The sequence below is a fragment of the Rhodobacteraceae bacterium LMO-JJ12 genome (assembly GCA_021555075.1).
Lineage (GTDB): Bacteria > Pseudomonadota > Alphaproteobacteria > Rhodobacterales > Rhodobacteraceae > JAKGBX01.
The window spans coordinates 272,532-292,495 of the sequence record JAKGBX010000002.1; the positions used below are offsets into that span (position 1 = coordinate 272,532).

Annotated in this window: 19 protein-coding genes; 12 read left to right on the forward strand and 7 right to left on the reverse strand. The window is 60.6% G+C overall.

The features are described from left to right. Positions 1 to 70: 70 nt before the first annotated feature. Genes LZG00_13335 through LZG00_13345 form a run of 3 tightly spaced genes read left to right on the forward strand, consistent with a single transcriptional unit; the run spans position 71 to position 3,452 of the window. Positions 71 to 1,018: an ABC transporter permease gene (locus LZG00_13335; protein MCF3594984.1), complete on the forward strand. Its 948-nt coding sequence runs from the start codon at positions 71 to 73 to the stop codon at positions 1,016 to 1,018. Positions 1,019 to 1,035: 17 nt separating this feature from the next. Beyond that, complete coding sequence (locus LZG00_13340; protein MCF3594985.1) at positions 1,036 to 1,869, forward strand: ABC transporter permease; 834 nt, start codon at positions 1,036 to 1,038, stop codon at positions 1,867 to 1,869. After that, a complete protein-coding gene (locus LZG00_13345) occupies positions 1,866 to 3,452 on the forward strand; it encodes a dipeptide ABC transporter ATP-binding protein (GenBank protein ID MCF3594986.1) in 1,587 nt (528 codons plus the stop codon). The genes LZG00_13340 and LZG00_13345 overlap by 4 nt, the downstream gene beginning before the upstream one ends. 176 nt (positions 3,453 to 3,628) lie before the next feature. Here LZG00_13345 and LZG00_13350 read toward each other — a convergent pair whose 3' ends face one another. Continuing rightward, complete coding sequence (locus LZG00_13350; GenBank protein MCF3594987.1) at positions 3,629 to 4,300, reverse strand: hypothetical protein; 672 nt, start codon at positions 4,298 to 4,300, stop codon at positions 3,629 to 3,631. A 413-nt stretch (positions 4,301 to 4,713) separates the two neighbouring features. On the opposite strand from LZG00_13350, the gene LZG00_13355 reads away from it, so the two are divergent. Genes LZG00_13355 through LZG00_13365 form a run of 3 tightly spaced genes read left to right on the forward strand, consistent with a single transcriptional unit; the run spans position 4,714 to position 7,444 of the window. Beyond that, a complete protein-coding gene (locus LZG00_13355; protein ID MCF3594988.1) occupies positions 4,714 to 6,165 on the forward strand; it encodes an aldehyde dehydrogenase family protein in 1,452 nt (483 codons plus the stop codon). Beyond that, entirely contained in the window at positions 6,162 to 6,701 is a 540-nt protein-coding gene (locus tag LZG00_13360; GenBank protein MCF3594989.1) for a hypothetical protein, read from the forward strand. The genes LZG00_13355 and LZG00_13360 overlap by 4 nt, the downstream gene beginning before the upstream one ends. Continuing rightward, the gene (locus LZG00_13365) at positions 6,698 to 7,444 is read left to right on the forward strand and encodes an SDR family oxidoreductase (protein ID MCF3594990.1); all 747 of its coding nucleotides are present in this window, start codon (positions 6,698 to 6,700) and stop codon (positions 7,442 to 7,444) included. Before LZG00_13360 ends, LZG00_13365 begins: the two co-directional genes overlap by 4 nt. A gap of 10 nt (positions 7,445 to 7,454) precedes the next feature. Here LZG00_13365 and LZG00_13370 read toward each other — a convergent pair whose 3' ends face one another. Together LZG00_13370 and LZG00_13375 are read right to left on the reverse strand one after the other, a co-directional pair. After that, a complete protein-coding gene (locus LZG00_13370) occupies positions 7,455 to 7,799 on the reverse strand; it encodes a hypothetical protein (protein MCF3594991.1) in 345 nt (114 codons plus the stop codon). Next, positions 7,796 to 8,752 (reverse strand): DnaJ domain-containing protein, encoded by a 957-nt coding sequence (locus LZG00_13375; protein ID MCF3594992.1) that lies wholly within the window; start codon positions 8,750 to 8,752, stop codon positions 7,796 to 7,798. Before LZG00_13375 ends, LZG00_13370 begins: the two co-directional genes overlap by 4 nt. A gap of 312 nt (positions 8,753 to 9,064) precedes the next feature. Here LZG00_13375 and LZG00_13380 point away from each other — a divergent pair, with 312 nt between their 5' ends. Next, the gene (locus LZG00_13380; protein MCF3594993.1) at positions 9,065 to 10,243 is read left to right on the forward strand and encodes an MFS transporter; all 1,179 of its coding nucleotides are present in this window, start codon (positions 9,065 to 9,067) and stop codon (positions 10,241 to 10,243) included. Between the two features lie 39 nt (positions 10,244 to 10,282). On the opposite strand, the gene LZG00_13385 is transcribed toward LZG00_13380, so the two are convergent. Beyond that, positions 10,283 to 11,629 carry an MATE family efflux transporter gene (locus tag LZG00_13385; protein ID MCF3594994.1) on the reverse strand — a complete coding sequence of 449 codons (1,347 nt, stop codon included), beginning with the start codon at positions 11,627 to 11,629 and terminating at the stop codon, positions 10,283 to 10,285. Between the two features lie 319 nt (positions 11,630 to 11,948). Here LZG00_13385 and LZG00_13390 point away from each other — a divergent pair, with 319 nt between their 5' ends. Both LZG00_13390 and LZG00_13395 read left to right on the forward strand, forming a co-directional pair. Further along, entirely contained in the window at positions 11,949 to 12,971 is a 1,023-nt protein-coding gene (locus LZG00_13390) for an aspartate-semialdehyde dehydrogenase (GenBank protein MCF3594995.1), read from the forward strand. Positions 12,972 to 13,173: 202 nt separating this feature from the next. Next, entirely contained in the window at positions 13,174 to 14,802 is a 1,629-nt protein-coding gene (locus tag LZG00_13395; GenBank protein ID MCF3594996.1) for a mucoidy inhibitor MuiA family protein, read from the forward strand. Between the two features lie 45 nt (positions 14,803 to 14,847). On the opposite strand, the gene LZG00_13400 is transcribed toward LZG00_13395, so the two are convergent. Continuing rightward, positions 14,848 to 15,384, reverse strand: coding sequence for an SRPBCC family protein (locus LZG00_13400; GenBank protein MCF3594997.1), 537 nt, complete (start codon positions 15,382 to 15,384; stop codon positions 14,848 to 14,850). Between the two features lie 108 nt (positions 15,385 to 15,492). Beyond that, positions 15,493 to 16,140, reverse strand: coding sequence for a carbonic anhydrase (locus LZG00_13405; protein ID MCF3594998.1), 648 nt, complete (start codon positions 16,138 to 16,140; stop codon positions 15,493 to 15,495). A 155-nt stretch (positions 16,141 to 16,295) separates the two neighbouring features. Between LZG00_13405 and LZG00_13410 the strand changes: the two genes are divergently transcribed. From LZG00_13410 to LZG00_13420, 3 genes are all read left to right on the forward strand, one after another. Continuing rightward, positions 16,296 to 16,676: a hypothetical protein gene (locus LZG00_13410; protein ID MCF3594999.1), complete on the forward strand. Its 381-nt coding sequence runs from the start codon at positions 16,296 to 16,298 to the stop codon at positions 16,674 to 16,676. Positions 16,677 to 16,825: 149 nt separating this feature from the next. Further along, a complete protein-coding gene (locus LZG00_13415; GenBank protein MCF3595000.1) occupies positions 16,826 to 18,211 on the forward strand; it encodes a leucyl aminopeptidase family protein in 1,386 nt (461 codons plus the stop codon). Continuing rightward, positions 18,208 to 19,053 carry an NlpC/P60 family protein gene (locus tag LZG00_13420; protein ID MCF3595001.1) on the forward strand — a complete coding sequence of 282 codons (846 nt, stop codon included), beginning with the start codon at positions 18,208 to 18,210 and terminating at the stop codon, positions 19,051 to 19,053. Before LZG00_13415 ends, LZG00_13420 begins: the two co-directional genes overlap by 4 nt. A 239-nt stretch (positions 19,054 to 19,292) precedes the next feature. Here LZG00_13420 and LZG00_13425 read toward each other — a convergent pair whose 3' ends face one another. After that, positions 19,293 to 19,907: a TetR/AcrR family transcriptional regulator gene (locus LZG00_13425; protein ID MCF3595002.1), complete on the reverse strand. Its 615-nt coding sequence runs from the start codon at positions 19,905 to 19,907 to the stop codon at positions 19,293 to 19,295. Positions 19,908 to 19,964 lie beyond the last annotated feature (57 nt).

Consider the following 19,964-nt stretch of genomic DNA (forward strand, 5'->3'; position numbering starts at 1 on the left):
GAGCCTCCGGCGGGGATATTTCGGGCAAGATGAAAGCAGGGGCGGTGTTTATGGGGCGAGTTAGCAGGCGATGCTGAGATATGTGGCGAAGCGCCTGGTCTCGCTTGTACTCTCGCTGATCGTGGCGAGTTTGGTGATATTCCTGATGGTCGAGGTGGTGCCCGGCGATCCGGCGTCGTTCATGCTGGGGCTGAATGCGACCGACGAGACGCTGAATGCGCTGCGCGAGCAACTGGGGCTGAATGGCACGTTGGTTGAGCGGTATTTGTCGTGGGTCGGAGGCATGGTTCGGGGAGATTTCGGCACCTCTTATACCTATCGCACGCCGGTGGCCGAGATGATCGGCGAGCGGATGTGGATTTCGCTGCCGCTGGCGCTTTTTGCGCTGACGCTTTCGACCCTGATCGCGTTTCCGGCGGGAATCTGGGCGGCGAGCAAGCGCGGGTCACTGGTGGATACGGTCGTGATGGGGATCACCCAGTTGGGTGTGGCGATTCCTAATTTCTGGTTTGCAATGCTGATGGTTCTGGTCTTTGCCATCAACCTGCGATGGTTCAACGCGGGCGGGTTTGCCGGGTGGGACGCGGGGTTTTTCGTGGCGATGAAGAGCCTGACCCTGCCCGCCATCGCGCTGGCCTTGCCGCAGGCGAGTATTTTGGCGCGGGTGATGCGGTCGTCCTTGCTCGATACGCTGAGCGAGGATTTCGTGCGCACGGCGCGGGCCAAGGGATTGAACAAGCGTCAGGCGTTGTGGCGGCACGCGCTGCGCAATGCGTTGATCCCGGTGTTGACGATCATCGGGTTGCAATTCTCGTTCCTGTTGGCGGGGGCGATCATCATCGAGAATGTGTTCTTCCTGCCGGGATTGGGGCGGCTGGTGTTTCAATCCATCAGCGCGCGCGATCTGATCGTGGTGGAATCGGTGGTGATGCTGTTGGTCTTTGCCGTCGTGATGGTGAATTTCGCGGTTGATATCGCCTATGCGATTGTTGACCCAAGGTTGAGGACACGGGTTTGATCGGGACCGAACAAAATATGGCGCGCGCAGCACTTGGGAACCGGACGCTGATGCTGGGATTCGGGCTGACCATGGTGTTTGTGCTGGCGGCTGCGTTGTCGTTTCTCTGGGTGCCTTATGATATCGAGGTGTTCGATATTCCCAACAAGATCAAAGGGCCGAGCGGGGCGCATCCGCTGGGCACCGACCATTTCGGGCGCGATATTCTGACCATGATCATGGTGGGCGCGCGCACCTCGATTGCCGTGGCCCTGGTGGCGGTGGGGATCGGCATGGGGCTGGGCGTGCCATTGGGGCTGGCAGCGGCGGCGCGCAGGGGGTCGCTTCTGGATGAGGTGATCATGCGGGGCAACGATCTGGTTTTTGCGTTTCCCAGCCTGTTGATCGCGATCATGATTACGGCAGTTTTCGGGGCGAGCGCGGTGAATGCGATTATCGCCATCGGAATTTTCAACATCCCGGTTTTTGCGCGTCTGGTGCGCGGTGCGGCGCTGTCCCTCTGGACGCGCGATTATGTGCTGGCGGCGCGGGTGTCGGGCAAGGGGGCGGCACGGATCAGTTTCGAGCACATCCTGCCGAATGTGACGAATTTGCTGATCGTGCAGGGGACGATCCAGTTTTCGTTGGGCATTCTGGCCGAGGCGGGGTTGTCGTATGTGGGGTTGGGGGCGCAGCCGCCGACGCCGAGTTGGGGGCGGATGCTGGCCGATAGTCAGACGATGATTTCATTCGCGCCGCATATGGCGTTGTTTCCGGGGATGGCGATATTGCTGACCGTTCTGGGGTTGAACCTGATGGGGGATGGGTTGCGCGATCTGCTTGATCCCAAGCTCAGGAGGGCGAAGCGATGAGCCTTTTGGAGATTGCGGGGCTGGATCTGTCGATTCATGGCACGCCGATTTTGAAGGGTGTGTCGTTTGATGTCGCGCCGGGGCAGATTGTCGGTGTGATCGGCGAGAGCGGGTCAGGCAAGTCGATGACGGCCTTTGCGGTGACGCAATTGCTGCCCGAGGGGGCCGTGTGCCGCGGGCGTGTGACGTTGAATGGGCACGATATGTTGTTGCTGGAGGAACCTGCGCTCTGTCGGCTGAGGGGGAGCGAGGTGGGCATGGTGTTTCAGGAGCCGATGACGGCGCTGAACCCGATCCAGCCGATTGGTGCGCAGGTGGCCGAGACGATCCTGATCCATGAAGATGTGAGCAGGCACGAGGCGATGGCGCGGGCGCGCGAGGCGCTGAACCGGTGCGAATTGCCGGAAGAGAAGTTCCCGATGAGCCGCTATCCACATGAATTGAGCGGCGGGCAGCGGCAACGGGTGGTGATCGCGATGGCGATTGCGCTGCGCCCTAAACTGTTGATCGCGGATGAGCCGACGACGGCGTTGGATGTGACCACGCAGGCCGAGGTTCTGGTGCTGCTCAAGCGGTTGGTGCGCGAAGATGGCATGGGGTGCATGTTGATCACCCATGATCTGGCGGTGGTGGCCGATATGGCCGATGAGATCGTTATCATGCGCCAGGGCGAGGTGGTTGAGGCGGGGGCGACGGCAAAGGTGTTTGCCGAGATGAAGCATCCCTATACCCGCGCGCTGTTCGAGGCGTCGGGGCATCAGCCGGAGCGCCCCAAGGCCGAGACGAGTGCGCCGCTTTTGCAGGTGCGAAACGTGGTGCGCGATTATGCGTTGCCGCGCACCAAACTGTTTGGTGCGCAAGAGTATTTCCGGGCCGTAAAGGGCGTGAGCCTGACCATCGAGAAGGGCGAGAGCCTTGGGCTGGTCGGTGAGTCGGGGTGCGGGAAATCGACCCTGACGCGGGCGATATTGGGGTTGGAGCAGGTGCAGTCGGGGGAGATATTGCTGGGCGGTGAGCCAGTCTTTGCCGGGCATGCGCCCAACCGCGCGGTGCGGCGCAAGATGCAGGTGGTGTTTCAAGACCCCTATGGCAGTTTCAACCCGCGTTGGAAGGTGGCGCCGTTGGTGGCCGAGCCGTTCCATCTGCTTGATGCGCGGCCCGATGATTGGCGCGAGCAGGTGGCGCAGATGCTTGAGGCCGTGGGCATCGGGGCGGATGCGATGGAGCGCTATATCCACGAATTTTCAGGCGGGCAGCGGCAGCGGATTGCGATTGCGCGGGCGTTGATCTTGCGGCCTGAACTGGTGGTTTTGGACGAGGCGGTGAGCGCGTTGGATGTGAGCATACGGGCGCAGATATTGGACCTGTTGGCAAATTTGCAGCAGGAGTTCGGGCTGTCTTATCTGTTTATCAGCCACGATCTTAGCGTGGTGCGCAATGTGACCGACCGGGTGTTGGTGATGCAGGCCGGGGAGATTGTGGAAGAAGGGGTGACGGGCGATGTGTTCGACAACCCGCAGCATGACTATACCAAACAGTTGATCGCCGCCGCGCCGGTTTTGCCCGAGACAAGCGCGGCGTAGGCGGGTTTTGCGCGCGCTGACAAAAAGAGAAACCGCCCCGGCGGGGCGGCTCGTCGCTTTTTTGATGGCGTTGCCGGGTGGCCGTGTCAGGTCAGCAGGGCAAGCAGGATGATGATCCAAATCGGGACACCGATCAGCCAGAGTAATATCGCACCCATTGGTTTCTCCTTCCTTCTTTATGTCCAGCGACCAAAGCGGGCAAAGGCACGCCCTTCGTCGCGGTGTTGTCCGCCCATTCCGGCGGCCCAATAGGCACCAGCGCCCGCAATCATCAGCGATGCGGCCAGAACGAAGGCCGAAATTACCGAGTATTTGCGCGCGGTTTCCGCCATGGCTTGGGCCTCGGCTTCGCTGACGTCGGCCTCTGCGGTGGTTTGAGCGGTGTCGGTGGTGGCACCGTCGATGGTGGAGGCAACCGCGGTGGCGGTTTCGGTTGTGGCCTGAACGGCGGTATCGGCGCTGGCCCCCAGCAAGAACGCGCCGAGCAGGATCGCAACGCCCCAGACGGCGAGGCCGTGGATGCCATCGCGAACGCCCACTTCGTCGGCGTTGGCGGTTTCAATGCGGCGGCGCATCCGCCCGGCGATATAGCCACCGGCCATGAAGCTTGAGATCGTGGTCCAGAGCATCCACGACCCAACGGCAATCAGGGCGGCCATTGCAGAGCCTTCGCCAGCGTAGGGCGAGACCAGTGTGAGGCCGAGCGCTGCGCCAAACGTGGTAAAGACGAAGGCAATCGCCGAGGCGACGACGCCGCCGGCGAGGATCGAAGACCAGTCAACGTAGCTGCCCTCTTGGGCATAGGCCGGGGCGGTGGCCTGGGTCAGTATTTCTGTTCGTTCCGACATCATGTCATTCCTTTCGATTGAATGGTCATCGGAGCCTTATCCCAGGCCCAACAAGGACAAGATCGCCAATACGACGACCACAAGACCGACAAGATAAATTATTCCGTGCATTCCTGTTCTCCCGTTCAGTGTGACTTTGGTAGGCGTACGAGTTTGTGCGTGTGAGGCACGTTGGTTAACGCGTTGAACACGGGAATGTTCCGTCGCGTGAATTGCGGCTGGTGCGCTGGGAGGGGCCGCTTTCGGTTGAACAGTTCAGGAGCCTGTGCAAAACCCGGCGCAGGACAACACGGGTTGGCGCGCCGAAAAAGTGCGACCAACAGTGCGGATGATGCGCGGCAGGTCTGGTCATTGACGGGCGGTTGGTGAAAGCTCTTCTTGACTGCGGGTGCCGCAAGTTTTGGAGAGAATGAATGAGCTTGGATGACCTTTGGTTTGATCCGTCGAAATGTCTGATCAACGGTGAATGGGTGCCCGCCGAGGGGGGCGGCACGTTGCCGTTGATGAACCCGTCGACTGGCGAGCAGATCGGAGAGATCGCACGCGCGCAGGCGTCGGATGTGGATGCCGCCGTGGCGGCGGCGCAGGCGGCTTATGACAGCGTCTGGTCGCGCACACCCGCAGCGGAGCGGGGGCGGATTCTGACCCGGCTTGGGCGTTTGGTGGAAGAGAAGGTTGACGCGCTTGGACGGCTTGAGGCGTTGGATGTCGGCAAGCCCTTGAAACAGGCGCGTGCCGATGCGGTGGCGCTGGCGCGGTATATGGAGTTTTACGGCGGGGCGGCTGACAAGTTGATGGGGGATACGATCCCTTATCTTGATGGCTATACCGTTTATACGCTGCGCGAGCCGCATGGCGTGACGGCGCATATCGTGCCGTGGAACTATCCAATGCAGATCATTGGGCGCAGCGTTGGTGCGGCATTGGCGGCGGGCAATGCCTGTGTGTTGAAACCGGCGGAAGATGCGTGTCTGACGGCGTTGGCCTTTGCTGATCTGGCCAAGGCGGCGGGGCTTCCCGATGGGGTGCTGAACGTGGTGCCGGGTCTGGGGTCTGAGAGCGGTGCCGCGCTCAGCGGGCATTCGGGGATTCATCACGTGAGCTTTACCGGGTCGGTCGCGACGGGCGCGATGATTCAGGCGGCGGCGGCGAAGAATGTGGTGCCTGTGACGCTGGAGCTGGGCGGGAAAAGCCCGCAGTTGGTGTTTGAGGATGCCGATATCGAGGCGGCGCTGCCGTTTCTGGTGAATGCAGGAGTGCAGAATGCCGGGCAGACCTGTTCGGCCAGCTCGCGCATTCTGATTCAGCGCGGGATTTATGACGAGGTGGTCGGACGAATGGCCGAGCGTTATGGCGCGTTGCGCGTTGGGCCAGCGATGGATGATCTTGAACTGGGGCCGCTTATTTCGGCCAAGCAGAAGGGGATTGTTGGCGGCTTCATCGAAAAGGGCCATGATCTGGAACTGGCCGGGCAGGGGCAATTGGTGAATGCGCCGGACGGGGGCAATTATGTCTGTCCGACGTTGTTTGCCGGGGTCGGGTCAGACCATGCGTTGGCGCGCGACGAGATTTTCGGCCCCGTTCAGGTGGCGATTCCGTTTGATGACGAGGAAGAGGCTGTCGCGATTGCCAATGGCACCGATTACGGGCTGGTAGCGAGCGTGTGGAGTGCGAGCGGCGCGCGGCAGATGCGTTTGGCGCGCTCGATCCGGGCGGGGCAGATTTTCCTTAACAACTATGGCGCGGGTGGGGGTGTTGAGCTTCCGTTTGGTGGCATCGGCAAGTCGGGGCATGGGCGCGAAAAGGGGTTTGAGGCGCTTTATGGCTTTACCGTTCTGAAAACCGTGGCGGCGTTTCACGGGTGAGGGAGGGTAGCGATCCACGGCTGGCTGCGGTCACGCAGTTGGCTTACGACGTGCGCGCATTTCTTGAGCCGCATTGGGAGCGGTGGCATCAAAAATCGGGGTCGCCCGAGGGGCGGCGCACAATTTCGGAAGGCACCTGTGGGCGCTCATCCCGGTTCTTGTGCGAGGTTCTGCGCGCCGAGGGTTTTGATGCCGAAATGGCGTTTGGATCTCCGGTGGAATGCGATTGCGGGTTTAATGCCCCCGAGGGTTGGAAGGGGCATGTTTGGGTCGAAATACATGATCCGGCTTGTCTGATTGATCTGACGGCGGATCAGTTTGGCGCGGCGGCGGTGATCGTTTGTTCGCGCGATGATCCGCGATATGTGCGCGGTCAGGATGTGGCCGGGCCGGGGTGGCGTGCCGAACGGCAAAGGTTGGCGCGTGAGATGATGAAACAATGGGTGCGAGAGCGGCGGGGGGGCGGTTTGGATGTTGCCCCTGGCGCGCAGGGCGCATCGGATTTGCAGCATGAAAAGAGGAAAGGTGAGCAATGAGACTTGAAGGTAAGAGAGCGATCATCACGGGCGCGGCAAGCGGCTTTGGTGCGGGGATTGCACGTAAATTTGTGGCCGAGGGCGCACAGGTCTTGATTGTGGACATGAACCATGACGGCGCGATGGAGATGGCCGAGGAATTGGGCGAGGGATCGTTTGGGTCGGCGGCGAACGTGGCCGATGGGGCGGATGTGGCCCGCGTGGTGAGCGAAGCGCAGGAGGTGTTTGGCGGGGTCGACATTCTGGTCAACAACGCCGGCGTGACGCATTTGCCGACGCCGATGGAAGATATCAGCGAGGAAGATTTCGACCGGGTTTTTGCGGTCAACTGCAAGTCGATTTACCTTTTTGCGCGCGCCTTGGTGCCAGTGTTGAAAAAGCAGGGCAGCGGCGCGGTCTTGAACGTGTCGTCAACCGCAGGGCTGAGCCCACGCCCGAACCTGAGCTGGTATAATGCCTCGAAGGGTTGGGTGAACGTTGCGACCAAGTCGATGGCAGTTGAGCTGGCGCCATTTGGCACGCGGGTGAACGCGATCAACCCGGTGGCGGGCGAGACGCCTTTGTTGGCGAGTTTCATGGGGCAGGACACGCCGGAAGTGCGCGCCAAGTTCCTGTCGACCATCCCGCTGGGCCGGTTTTCGACGCCCGAAGATATGGGCAACGCGGCGGCCTTCTTGTGCAGCGAAGAAGCCAGCATGATCACCGGCGTGTGCATGGAAGTTGATGGCGGGCGCTGTATCTGAGCGCGCCCGCTTATCCGTCGCGTGAACGGGTGCGCCGGGCGGCAGTGCCGATCCTCTGGCGCACCTCCAGCGGCTCGTTGGCGATGGCATCGACCAGCGCGCGAAGTTCTGCCCGCACGCCGTGAAGCTGATCGACGAGAGAAATCAGCACGCCAAGCGCATCTTCGTCGAGGTCGAACTGTTCGGTGAGGTCGCACAAAAGCTCCATGCGGGCCAGATCAAGCCGACGATAGACCGGGCCCCGATCAGAATAAACCGGGGTCACGATCCGGGCCTCGACAAAGGTGACAAGCTGTGACCGGGTGAGGCGCGTGACGCTGGCGATGGCTTCGTCTTCGGAAAAGAGATCGGTCATATCTTCATCCCCTTGCGTGGGTCATAGTGGTTAGTCTTGCGCCAGTCCTGCATGAAGTCGGCGAGGGCATCATCAATTTTGGGCGGCGCAACGATACGCAATTCAACCAGTTGGTCGCCGCGTTTGTCCGAGCCGATGGCAGAGGCGCCACGGCCGCGCAGGCGCAGGGTCTGGCCGCTGTTGGCCCCTTTCGGGACGGTGAGATTAACTGTGCCGTCGATGGTGGGCGCCTCGACCTTGCCGCCAAGCACGGCTTCGTCAAAGGTGATTGGCAGGGTGATCAGAATATCGTTGCCGTCGCGGCGAAACAGCGGGTGGGGCCGCACGCTGAGCGTGATGAGGGCGTCGCCGGGCGGGCCTTTGCCAAAGCCGGGATCGCCTTTGCCGCGCAGGCGGATCGTCTGGCCATCGGTACTTCCCTTGGGGATCTTGACCTTGAGCGAGGAGCCGTCGGGCAGGGTGATGTGGGTGTCGCCTCCGTTAACCGCATCGAGAAACGCCACCTCAAGCGCATAGCGCCGGTTCTGGCCACGGATATCGAAGCTTTGATTGGCGGAGCCTTGACGCCTGCCGCCGCCTTGCTGGCGCAGAAATTCGGCAAAGATGTCGGAGGCGTCGTCAAATTCCGGGCCGCCGCGGGCAGAGCGGTAGGGGTTGCCGGGGTCTTCGGCGTATTCGCGGTAATATTGGCGTTGTTGCTGGTGGGGGTGTTGTTGTTGATGGCGTTCGGCGCCGCTTGCGTCAATCTCGCCCCGATCAAACCGGGCGCGGGTTTCGGGGTCTTTCAGCAGGTCATAGGCATGTGACGCGGCCTTGAACCGGGTCTCGGCGTCGGGATCGTCGGGGTTGAGGTCAGGGTGGCTGGTGCGGGCGATCTTGCGATAGGCTTTTTTGATCTCCGCATCGGTGGCGGATTTCGTCAGGCCAAGGGCTGCATAAGGGTCGTCGCTCATCTGGTCCTCGCAAGAGTTGCCGATTTACCGGTTTTGGCCGGTGACAGAATGCTAAAGAGATGGCGGCTTGGTGGCTTTGATGCAAGTCATAGCCGGGTTGATCAACCAACCCGGTAAAGGAGTTGCACAAGGCCGGTGGGGAAGACGACGTTTTTACCGATCATGGGGACCGCGCAATGGTGGGTGATCCGAGGCGCATAGGCGCCAAGGCTGTATTCAGCAGGAAGTGCCGGGGGGCAAGCCAGTATTGCCAGTGCTTGCGCCCCACGATGGGGCGTGCAACGTAAGCGACGGAGTTGAAGGGAGTTGCCGATGCGCGCCGATCTGATCCTGCTGACGTTCGCCTATGTCCTGAGCCAGTTCTACCGCGCGTTTCTTGCCGTGCTGACCGAAATTCTCGAGGTGGATATCGGGGCGAGCCCTGAGGCGTTGGCGACGGCGTCGGGGTTTTGGTTTCTCGCTTTTGCGGCGATGCAGTTGCCTGTTGGCTGGGCGCTGGACCGGGTCGGGCCGAGGCGGACGGTTTCCGTGCTGTTGTTGATTGGCGGGGCGGGCGGCGCGGCGGTTTTTGCCGTGGCGCAGACGCCTGCGCATCTGTCGATTGCGATGCTGCTTTTGGGGGTTGGGTGTTCGCCGGTATTGATGGCATCCTACTATATCTTTGCGCGGGTCTATTCGCCGGGCGTGTTTGCCACGTTGGCGGCGGTGATCCTTGGGGTGGGGAGTGTCGGCAATCTGGCCTCGGCGCTTCCGACGACGTTGGCGGTTGAGGCGATTGGCTGGCGTTCGGTGCTGTGGATCATGGCGGGGGTGAGTGCCGCAACGGCGGCGGGCTTGTTCGTGATGGTGCGCGACCCTGAGCGGGTGGTGAGTGACGAGAAGGGTTCGGTTCTCGATCTGTTGAAGATGCCGGCGCTGTGGCTGATCTTTCCGTTGATGTTTTTCCAATATGTTCCGGCGGCGGGGCTGCGCGGGCTGTGGATCGGGCCGTATTTCACCGATGTGTTCGGCGCGGGTGCCGGGCCGGTGGGCAATGTGACCCTGATCATGGGGGCGGCGATGATTGCGGGAACCTTCTTTTATGGCCCGCTCGACCGGATACTGGGCACGCGAAAATGGGTGATTGTGGGAGGCAACGTCATGTCGCTTGCCGCAATCACGGCCCTGGCCATGTTGCCGCATGACGTGATGTGGCGGGCGGTTGTTCTGGTGGCGGCGGTGGGTTTCTTCGGGGCGTCCTTCCCGGTGATGATGGCGCATGGACGTAGTTTCTATCCGCCGCATCTTGTGGGGCGGGGGGTCACGTTGATGAACCTTTTCGGAATTGGCGGTGTCGGGGTGATGCAGGTGATTTCCGGCAAGGTTTACAGCGTGGTCGAGGGCGCGGAACGTGGCGCGCAGTTTCCTTATCAAGTGCTGTTCGGATTTTTTGCGGTAACGGTTTTGGTCGGTTTGGTGATCTATCTCTTTAGCGAAGATCGCACCGGCTAGGAGCGAACGGGGGCAAGGAGATGCCCCCGTCGCGGTCGTTCAGGCCCGAAACAGTGGGCGCGCGACGACGATGGTGAGCGCCAGCACCAAGACCTCTGCCACCGGGCCAGCCAGCCAGATGCCCCATTCGCCGATGAGCAATGGCAGCAAGACTATGAGCGGCAGGGTGAAGAGATAGGCGCGCGACAGGCCTAGAAGCCCGGCGCGACGTGCGTCGCCTATCGCCTGATAGTAGGTGGCAATCATCATCATTGGGCCAAATAGAAACATGGTGGCGGTATTGGCCGGAAGGATGCGCGCCAATTCGGATTGAATCGCCGGATCATCGACAAAGATCGCGCCGAGATGGGGCGCAGAGAGAGCGAAGATCAGCTGAACCGCGACGCAGTAGATGAATGCGAGGGTGATCGCATGGGACAGGCTTTGACGCGTGCGGGCGATTTCGCCTGCGCCCTGGTTGTTTCCGGCGATGGTTTGAAACGCCATGGCCAGCCCCAGAAGCGGCAGGAAGGTAAAGGTAATCAACCGGGTGATGATTCCGAACGCGCCGCTGGTGGCGGCATAGGTGTCAGCCGCCCAGGTTTGGATCATGACAAGGGTCAGCCCCGCCGAAAGCGAGAGGCCGATATAGCCAAGGCTGTTGGGGGCTCCGAGCGCGAGAATCGCGGGCCAGTCTTTGGCGGTGGGGCGCAGGGCGGTGAGGGGTTGTTGTGTGCTTTGACGCGTCACGAGCAGTATTGCCAAGGCAAGACCCTGGGCCAAGGCGGTGCCATAGGCCGAACCGACCACACCAAAGCCAAGCCGCGCGACCAACAGCCAATCAAAGAAAATATTGAGCAGGGCCGAGAGCAGCATGATCACGGTCATCAGGGTCAGTTGCCCGCGCGAGCGCAGTGCGTTGACATTGATCGCCAGAATGAAGGTGAGCGGCGAAAACAGGATGACGATGCGAATATAGCTATGCCCCAGATCAGCCAGAAGCGGTGAGCCATTGGCCAGTTGGCGCGCGAGGGCCGGACCAAACAAGACATTCCCCAGCATGAGAAGGGCGCAAACCAGCAGAGCGAGACCAAGGGCAGAGGCGAGGGCAGAGGCCGCACCAAAGGAATCGGCGGCACCGATACGGCGGGCATAGACCGAGGAAAAGCCGCTTCCGACCAAGTTCGAAAGCGCCACGACGATCATGTAGAACGGAAACATCAGAGTTACGGCGACAAGAGCGTCGGCCCCGACATAGACACCGAGAAAATAGGCATCAACGACAGTAAACAGCCCGTTGATGGTCATGACCAGAACGATGGGCAATGCCGTTTTGGCGAATAGCGGCAAAAGCGCGCCGCGCAGATAGATATTGTCGCCTTGTGGCGTGGTCGAAAGATCAGACATCCAGAACCTCAATTCCATGTTCAGATGCGGGAGAAGAGTTGGAGCTCGCGTTTCCAACGGACCGCATGAAATGGAACGGTTCGCCAATGCTTCGAACTTCACCATGGCAAGAGCCAGCGAGCGGCGGGGGTTCGACGCCCCATGAGCGATGGGAATAGGGGAGCCGGGGGCACGCGTCAATCTATGGTGCGGGGGCGGGTGCTGCGGGTATATCAAGGCTGTTGCGGCAACATCACACGAATGGTGATGTGTTACGCTCTTCCCCCCGGCGCCGGGGCGGGCTATGAGGCGCTGTTATCCTAAGAAGGAGTCCTTTGAAATGGGCTATAACGTTGTTGTTGTCGGGGCCACAGGAAATGTGGGCCGTGAAATGCTGAACATCCTCGCCGAGCGCGAGTTCCCCATCGACAAGATTGCCGTGGTTGCAAGCCGCCGCAGCCTTGGCACCGAGGTGAGCTTTGGCGACAAGACCCTGAAGACGACAGATCTGGATACGTTTGATTTTACCGGATGGGACATGGCGCTTTTTGCTGTCGGTTCGGAAGCCACGAAGATCTATGCCCCCAAGGCCGCCAAAGCGGGTTGTGTGGTGATCGATAACTCGTCGCTCTATCGCTATGATACGGACGTGCCTTTGATCGTGCCGGAAGTGAATCCGCAGGCGGTGCATGGCTATTCCAAGAAGAACATCATTGCCAATCCGAACTGCTCAACCGCGCAGATGGTTGTCGCGTTGAAGCCGCTGCATGATCGCGCGACGATCAAGCGCGTGGTGGTGAGCACCTATCAATCGGTATCGGGTGCCGGCAAAGAGGGCATTGACGAGCTCTGGGATCAGACCAAGTCGATGTATAACCCGACCGATGACAAGCCGGCCAAGAAGTTCACCAAGCAGATTGCTTTTAACGTGATCCCGCATATCGACGTGTTCATGGACAGCGGTGAGACCAAGGAAGAATGGAAGATGGTCGCCGAGACCAAGAAGATCGTCGATCCCAAGATCAAGGTCACGGCGACTTGTGTGCGGGTGCCTGTGTTCGTGGGTCATTCCGAGGCGGTGAATATCGAATTTGAAGAGCATCTCGACGAGGATGAGGCGCGCGATATCCTACGTGAAGCGCCGGGTGTCATGGTGATCGATAAACGCGAAGACGGTGGTTACGTGACGCCGGTGGAATGCGTTGGCGATTTCGCCACGTTCATTTCGCGCATCCGTCAGGACAGTACGATTGATAACGGGCTGAACCTGTGGTGCGTTAGCGACAACCTGCGCAAGGGCGCGGCGCTCAATGCGGTGCAGATTGCCGAGCTTCTTGGACGTGAGTGCCTGAAGAAGGGCTAAGGCCGCTCGTTTCGGTTTTTTGGGGCAGGGGATGGTAACATCCGCTGCCCTTTTTTGTTTGGGTGGTCGGGGTATGGGCGAAAAGATTTCGAAATTTTTCCAAGGATCGGGCAGGTGCGCGCGTCATACCGTCATGCCCCTTTCCTTTACCGGTGGGTTGAGGTTTGATCGGGGCGAAAGATCAATATTGGAGATTTCGATTATGCGTGTTCTGCCCGTTGTTTTAGCCTTTTTCCCCACCTTCGTTCTGGCCGACGAAATCATGCTTACAAGCCAGATATCGGATGTGACGCTCTATCCGCAGGGCGCCAAGATCGTGCGGCGTGTGCCGTTTGAAGCGGCGGCGGGGCGGCACGATCTGCAACTGATCGACCTGCCGCAAGGCACACCGATGGAGACTGTGCGGGTCAGCCTTGAGGGGGCAAGCATGGGCGCGGTGAAGCTGCGCGATGATTATGTGCCGCCTGTGGCGGACCGTGAAAGCGATGAATTGAAGGCGGCACGCGAAAACGTTGAGCGGCTGGAAGAGGCGATGCGGGCCAAGGCCGATGAGGCGCAGGCGATACGCGCCGCCGGGGAGGCCGCCGATACGCGCATTCAGTTCCTGCGTCAGCTTAGTGAGGGCCAAGCGCTGAACGGGGTGGGGGCCGACGATCTGCGCAACATTTCCCGCATGGTGGGCGAAGAAACTCTGGCGGCGCGTCAGGCGGCATTGAGCGCCGAGGGGCAGGCGCGCGCTGTGGACCGCGAGGTGAAAGAGTTGGCCAAGGCGCTGGACAAGGCGCGCCAAGCGGTTCAGGCGTTGGCGCCCGAGGGCGAGGCGCGCAATCTCGTGCAAGTGTCGGTGAGTTCTGATGCGGCGATGCAGGGTGTTCTTGAGATCAGTTATTATGATTGGCGCGCCAGTTGGTCGCCGGTTTATGATGCTTACCTCGACCGGGAGGCGGCAACCGTCACGTTGAAACGCGGGGCGCTGGTGCGCCAGAATACCGGGGAAAACTGGGCCAATGTGGCGGTGACAATGTCGACCAATGCGCCGGAAGGGGCGGTCGCGCCCGAGAGGCTTTGGCCAGATTTCAGGCGGATCGTAGACCCGGCAGAAGTGCAGCCGACAGCGCGGATGAAGCGCTCGGATTCCGCTGTTCTGGGCGCGATGGTCGAACCCGCGATGGAATCGCCCGTGATGGTAGAAGAAGCCACGGCAAGCTTTGACGGGTTGAGCGTGAGCTATGACTATCCCGGCACGCTGGCATTGGCATCATCGGCCGATACGGTGCGGCTTGCGCTGGGCGAGTTGAGCTTTGACGCCGAGATCAAGGCCGTGGCGGTGCCGAAGCGGGACCGGACCGCGTTTCTGGTGGCGGAGTTCACCAATACCTCGGGCGAATTGATCCTGCCAAGCACGCTGACCCAGCTTTTCCGCGATGGTGATTTTGTCGGGGAATATGGCAACGGTGAGCCGATTGCGGCAGGGGCCGAGGCACGTCTGCCGTTCGGGCCGATCGAAGGGTTGCAGCTTAGCCGGGTGAATGAGCGCAACGAGGGGGATCGCGGGGTGCTGAGCCGGTCAAATGAGATCACCGAGAATGTGGTGATCGAGGTGGAGAACCTGACCGGGGAAAGCTGGCCTCTCAGGGTGCTGGATCAGGTGCCTTATTCTGAGCAAGAGGATTTGGTCATCACCTGGAATGCGCAACCGAGACCGACGCAGGTGGATGTCGATGATCAAAAGGGCGTTCTGGCGTGGGAAAGCGAGATTGCGGCGGGTGGGACGTTTGAGATTAACCTGAACTATTCGCTGCAATGGCCGGATGGAAAGATTTTGCGTTAAGAGGTGCGGCTGGCTCCGGGCATAAGCCTGGGGCCGCCATCCGGCTTAATTGCTTTCTGCCAACGACTTGAGGTTGGCGAGGCCTTTTTCGTAATCGGCGCCGATCCAGCCGTCCATCATCAGGCCCAGCCAACGGCCCATGGGGGACATGCCCATGTCGGTATCAAGGCTCCATGTGATCAGGGTATCTGAGCCCGCAGGTTCAAGAACAAAAGCGGCCTTGGCAGTGCCCATTTCTTCGCCGAAATCAAGATCGGTTTCGACACGTTTGGGCGCTTCACTGGCGGTGATCACCTGTTTGCCGTTGCCGACATTGGGGTGGTCGGACGACCATTCGAGGGTGTTGCCAATGCCCGAGTCGGGGCCGGAGTAGACCAGTTTTGCCTCGGGATCGCGCGACAACCAAGGCGACCAAGCCTGACCCGCCTGCAACGAATTGACCAGCGGGAAGACCGCTTCGGGGGCGGCATTTATGGTGATCGAGCGCGCGACGCTGACGTGGCGGGGCAGCAGGTAACTGACCGCGACCAATACTACAATCAGGGCGATGAATAATAGAAACAGGCGTCTGACAAACCGCATGAGCCGATCCTTTGGCAGGAGGGTAAGAGTGCAAATGATAGCACGTTTTCCCCCCTCCGGCGATGACCGGTGAACGCGACATAGTGGCAGGTCGGCAAGGGTCTCGACTCAGACCGGGCGAAAGCCGCCGATTTCGGGCAGATACTGTTCAACCGAGCCTTCACCGATGTCGTTCCAGAGCCCGTGCAGCGACAGGCGGCCTGTTTTGACCTCGTCTTGAACGAATGGGAAGGTCATCAAGTTTTCCAGGGAAACCAGCACGGATTCTTTTTCCAGCATTCTGGCGCGGTCTTCGGCGGGCGCATCCTTCACACGCTCGAATCCGGGGCGTAGAATGTCCATCCAGCGACCAACAAAGCTGGTCTTTTCTTCCAGTTCGGGCGCGTGGCCGGTGCACATATCAAGGCAACCCTGCACGCCGCCGCAATTGGAATGGCCGAGCACAAGGATATGCGCGACCTTGAGTTCGGACACCGCATATTCGATTGTTGCCGAGGTGCCGTGCTGCTCTCCATCGGGTTGATAGGGCGGCACAAGATTGGCGATGTTGCGATGAATAAAGAATTCGCCCTGATCAGCGCCGAAAATCGAGGTGACATGCACGCGGCTGTCACAGCATGAAATCACCATCGCGCGCGGGCGTTGGCCTTCATCTGCGAGGCGGTGATACCAGCTTTCATTTTCGGCGTAAGTGGTTGCTTTCCAACCATGAAAGCGTTGAACCAGATAGGATGGCAGCGGTTTGGCGTTTTGCATGTCGGCTCCCGTGTTGGTAGGCGAATTGCGCGCTGGATAGCGGGAATTCGCCGCGAATTCGAGAGAAATCAACATCCGGTCTAAACCATTTGGGAAGATTATTCAGGCCATGATCCCTCAAAGCCGTGGGGGCAAAGAGACGAAAGGGTGAAATCGTGACCGAGGTTACTGTTCTGGCACAGGATGAGGCGGTTCGTCTCGACGCAGAGAAACTTGAAGCGCTCTATAGTCAATTGGGCGATGTCAGCGCCGAAGATATCGTGTGTCGCGCGATGGAGGAGTTGGCGGTGCGGCTGGCGCAGACCGAGAGGTTCTATCGCGAAAGCCGACGCGTCGAGATGCGCAAGAGTGCGCGGTCAATCTCGGCCATTGCCGAGCAGATCGGTATGCAAATGCTGGCGCGGGTCGCGGGCCATGTGCGCCATTGCATTGATGAGGGCGACGAAACTGCGCTGGCGGCTGTGCTGGCCCGGCTGATTCGCGCCGGCGAACGATCGTTGAGCGAGATATGGGAGCAGCAGGATTTGTCGGTTTGAATGCGGGGCGCGATTGGGTGCGGGGCGGTGCGGGTTGCATTGGAGTGTCGGCGGCGGCCTGTCCGAATGAAAACGCTCTGCGGGGTTGCAGGCAGCGACCAGAGGAATAGGCTGTTTCTAAACAGACCAAACCTCGGGGAGTTGCCAGGATGGCAATGGAATTTGCTGAACGCGGAGCCAAAGCGCTGCCGCTTTATCTTTTGGAACAATCGGCGCTTGCAGACTGGTTAACGGATCAGCCCGACCGTGTGACCAAGTGGGTTAACAGTGCGGGGTTTGAGGCCAAGGTCGGGCAGGCCTTGGTGATTCCCGGCGATGACGGTGCGCCCGAGGCGGCCATCGCGGGTTATGGTGACGACACGGCGCGCAAACGCGGGCGGTTTCATCTGGCCGGGGCGGCGGCGAAACTACCCATAGGGGATTATCGTCTGGTCAGCGATCTTTCCGCGCCGGTATTGGAGCAAGAGGCGCTTGGCTGGCTTTTGGCGGGCTATGCGTTTGCGCGCTATGCCAAGGCCAGCGGGATCAAGGCGCGGTTGGTGGCACCCGAAGGCGTAGACGCGGCGCGGGTTGAGGCGATTGCGGCGGGGGAACGTCTGACCCGTGATCTGATCAATACGCCCGCCAATGACATGGGGCCGGTGGCGCTGGAAGCGGCGGTTATGGATCTGGCGAATGAGTTCGGTGCCACGCTGAACGTGATTCGCGGTGAAGCGCTTTTGGAGGAGAACCTGCCGATGATCCACGCGGTGGGTCGGGCTGCGGCGCAGGCACCGCGGTTGATCGACATGACGTGGGGCGAAAGCGGGCCGACGCTCACCTTGGTCGGCAAGGGTGTGTGTTTTGACACTGGCGGGCTGAATTTGAAACCCGGTGCCTCAATGGGGCTGATGAAGAAGGACATGGGCGGTGCGGCCACGGTTTTAGGGCTGGCGCGGATGATCATGGCTTTGGGGCTGGCGCTGCGTCTGCGCGTGCTGATCCCGGCGGTGGAAAACGCGGTGAGCAGCAATGCGATGCGGCCGGGTGATATTCTGATGAGCCGCAAGGGGTTGAGCGTGGAGATCAACAATACCGATGCGGAAGGGCGACTGGTTCTGGCCGATGCGCTGTGTCTGGGGGCGGAAGGGGCGCCCGATCTGATGATCTCGATGGCCACGCTGACCGGTGCGGCGCGGGTGGCTGTGGGACCGGACCTGTCGCCGTTCTACAGCGATGACGAGGCAGTCGTTGCAGCGCTTGAGGAGGCAGCGCGCGAGGTGGCTGATCCGGTCTGGCGGATGCCGTTCTGGGAGCCATATGAGGAGATGATCGAGCCGGGGATCGCCGATCTGGACAATGCGCCTGCGGGCGGCTTTGCCGGGTCGATCACCGCCGCGTTGTTTCTGCGCCGCTTTGCAGGAGGGGCTGGCCGCTACACCCATTTTGACATTTACGGCTGGCAGCCGAAAGCCGCCCCGGCGCGGCCCAAAGGTGGTGTCGGGATGGGGGCGCGCGCGATTCTGGGCGCGCTGCCCGAGGTGCTGGGGCTGTGAGCGAACAACCGAGCTTTGACCGGCGTGTAACCCCAAGCAACGGACGCGTTGCAGCGGCGCATCTGCGTGGAGTGGTTACGGCAGAGCGGTATGAACGCGGCGAAAAGCGTTCCGTTGCTGAGCCGGTGGTCGATCTGTTGCGGGTGCCGGGCGGGCGGCGTGAACGCCAGGTTTTGGCCGGGCAGGGCGTGACGGTTTACGATGAGCGTGATGGCTGGGCTTTTGTTCAGGCGGCGGCGGATGGCTATGTCGGCTATGTGCCGCGCCTCTCGCTTCAGCCGGCCATAACGGCGACACATCGCGTGAGCGCGCGCAGCACGCATACTTACCCGAATGCCGATTTCAAAGCCAATGAGATGGAGGCGCTGAGCTTTGGCAGCCTGTTACAGGTGAGCGGTGAGGAGGGACGTTTTCTGGAAACCCTTCGGGGATTTGTGCCGCGCGCACACCTTGAGCCGATTGACAAACCTGCGCGTGATCCGGTCGCCGTGGCCGAATTGTTCCTGGGCACGCCCTATCTCTGGGGCGGCAATTCCGGCTTTGGCATTGATTGTTCGGGATTGGTGCAGGCGGCCTGTCTGGCCTGTGGAATTTCCTGTCCGGGCGATAGCGACATGCAGGAAACGGCGCTGGGCGAGGCGTTGGGGGATCGCGCGGCGATACGTGGCGATCTCTTCTTCTGGAAGGGGCATGTGGCTTGGGTTGTGGACCAGGAAACGCTGTTGCATGCCAACGCGCACCATATGGCGGTATCGTATGAAGGGTTGAGCGAAACCGTGGCGCGGATCGAGGCGCAGGGCGGTGGCCCGGTGACGGCGCGCAAACGTCTGCTGGGGTGTTGATGCGCGAAGAGATTGCGGGCCGCGAAAGCGGGTTTGAAGAACTTCACTTGTGCGGGGCAGCGAGGCGGGGCATTGTCCTTGTCGCTTCTCTTTCCCAAAACACTCAAATACTGTCGTCTCCCAAAGCAATATCTTTGGCAGGAAAAGCGCCTCATTCAGGTGAATAACAGCCGAGCGTAACGAGCCCCCGGGGCGGTGCCGTCAGGCGGCGCAGCGCCTCGAAAACCCCACTGCCCGCCTCATTCGTGGCGCGAAAAAAACCGCTCGATATCTGCTTGGGTCGGGGTTTGGCCGGTATAGACCGCGACATAAGCAGGCATTTGCAACAACCGCTTTGAGGTGTCTTCGAAAACCTGCATCGAGATGTAACCGATCTGTGTGTAGAGCACCGTCATGGTGCGCACTTCGGCGTCTTTTTCGCCATAGCCAAAGCGCAGAAACATCGCCTTGACCGCATCCTTGCGGCGCGTATCGGCGGCTTCGAGCCGGGTCTGGAGCGCGGAATCGTTACGCGCCCAGTTGCGAATCGCCAGATCAAGCCGCGCATCAAACAGCGTGCTGTCGAGCCAACAATCGAACAGGTTGAACATCGCCTCGGTAATGGTTTCAGCATATGCCTCGCAGCGCGCCACCAGATTGCCGGTGTTCTTGTCTTCCCAACGTTCGATCATCGCTTCGAGAAGCGCGTCGCGGTCGCGGAAATGCCAATAGAATCCGGTGCGTGACAAACCCAGCCGCTTGGCAAGCGGCATTACCTTCACGGCCTCGACACCACTTTCGGTGAGCATGTCATAAGCCGCTGAAAGCCAGAGATCGTCGGTATTTGGGCTGCGCGTGGTCGTTTGAATATTCATGGCACCAGTTTAGCGGCAACGACATAGGTATACAAGAAACTTGACACATGTGTCGAG

Bases quoted from the DNA above. Each gene is read 5' to 3' on its own strand.
- LZG00_13380 (MCF3594993.1), top strand. From the start codon at position 9,065: ATGCGCGCCGATCTGATCCTGCTGACGTTCGCCTATGTCCTGAGCCAG.
- LZG00_13340 (MCF3594985.1), top strand. From the start codon at position 1,036: ATGGCGCGCGCAGCACTTGGGAACCGGACGCTGATGCTGGGATTCGGG.
- LZG00_13425 (MCF3595002.1), bottom strand. From the start codon at position 19,907: ATGAATATTCAAACGACCACGCGCAGCCCAAATACCGACGATCTCTGG.
- LZG00_13390 (MCF3594995.1), top strand. From the start codon at position 11,949: ATGGGCTATAACGTTGTTGTTGTCGGGGCCACAGGAAATGTGGGCCGT.
- LZG00_13365 (MCF3594990.1), top strand. From the start codon at position 6,698: ATGAGACTTGAAGGTAAGAGAGCGATCATCACGGGCGCGGCAAGCGGC.
- LZG00_13370 (MCF3594991.1), bottom strand. From the start codon at position 7,799: ATGACCGATCTCTTTTCCGAAGACGAAGCCATCGCCAGCGTCACGCGC.
- LZG00_13405 (MCF3594998.1), bottom strand. From the start codon at position 16,140: ATGCAAAACGCCAAACCGCTGCCATCCTATCTGGTTCAACGCTTTCAT.
- LZG00_13375 (MCF3594992.1), bottom strand. From the start codon at position 8,752: ATGAGCGACGACCCTTATGCAGCCCTTGGCCTGACGAAATCCGCCACC.
- LZG00_13395 (MCF3594996.1), top strand. From the start codon at position 13,174: ATGCGTGTTCTGCCCGTTGTTTTAGCCTTTTTCCCCACCTTCGTTCTG.
- LZG00_13355 (MCF3594988.1), top strand. From the start codon at position 4,714: ATGAGCTTGGATGACCTTTGGTTTGATCCGTCGAAATGTCTGATCAAC.
- LZG00_13345 (MCF3594986.1), top strand. From the start codon at position 1,866: ATGAGCCTTTTGGAGATTGCGGGGCTGGATCTGTCGATTCATGGCACG.
- LZG00_13350 (MCF3594987.1), bottom strand. From the start codon at position 4,300: ATGTCGGAACGAACAGAAATACTGACCCAGGCCACCGCCCCGGCCTAT.
- LZG00_13335 (MCF3594984.1), top strand. From the start codon at position 71: ATGCTGAGATATGTGGCGAAGCGCCTGGTCTCGCTTGTACTCTCGCTG.
- LZG00_13385 (MCF3594994.1), bottom strand. From the start codon at position 11,629: ATGTCTGATCTTTCGACCACGCCACAAGGCGACAATATCTATCTGCGC.
- LZG00_13400 (MCF3594997.1), bottom strand. From the start codon at position 15,384: ATGCGGTTTGTCAGACGCCTGTTTCTATTATTCATCGCCCTGATTGTA.
- LZG00_13415 (MCF3595000.1), top strand. From the start codon at position 16,826: ATGGCAATGGAATTTGCTGAACGCGGAGCCAAAGCGCTGCCGCTTTAT.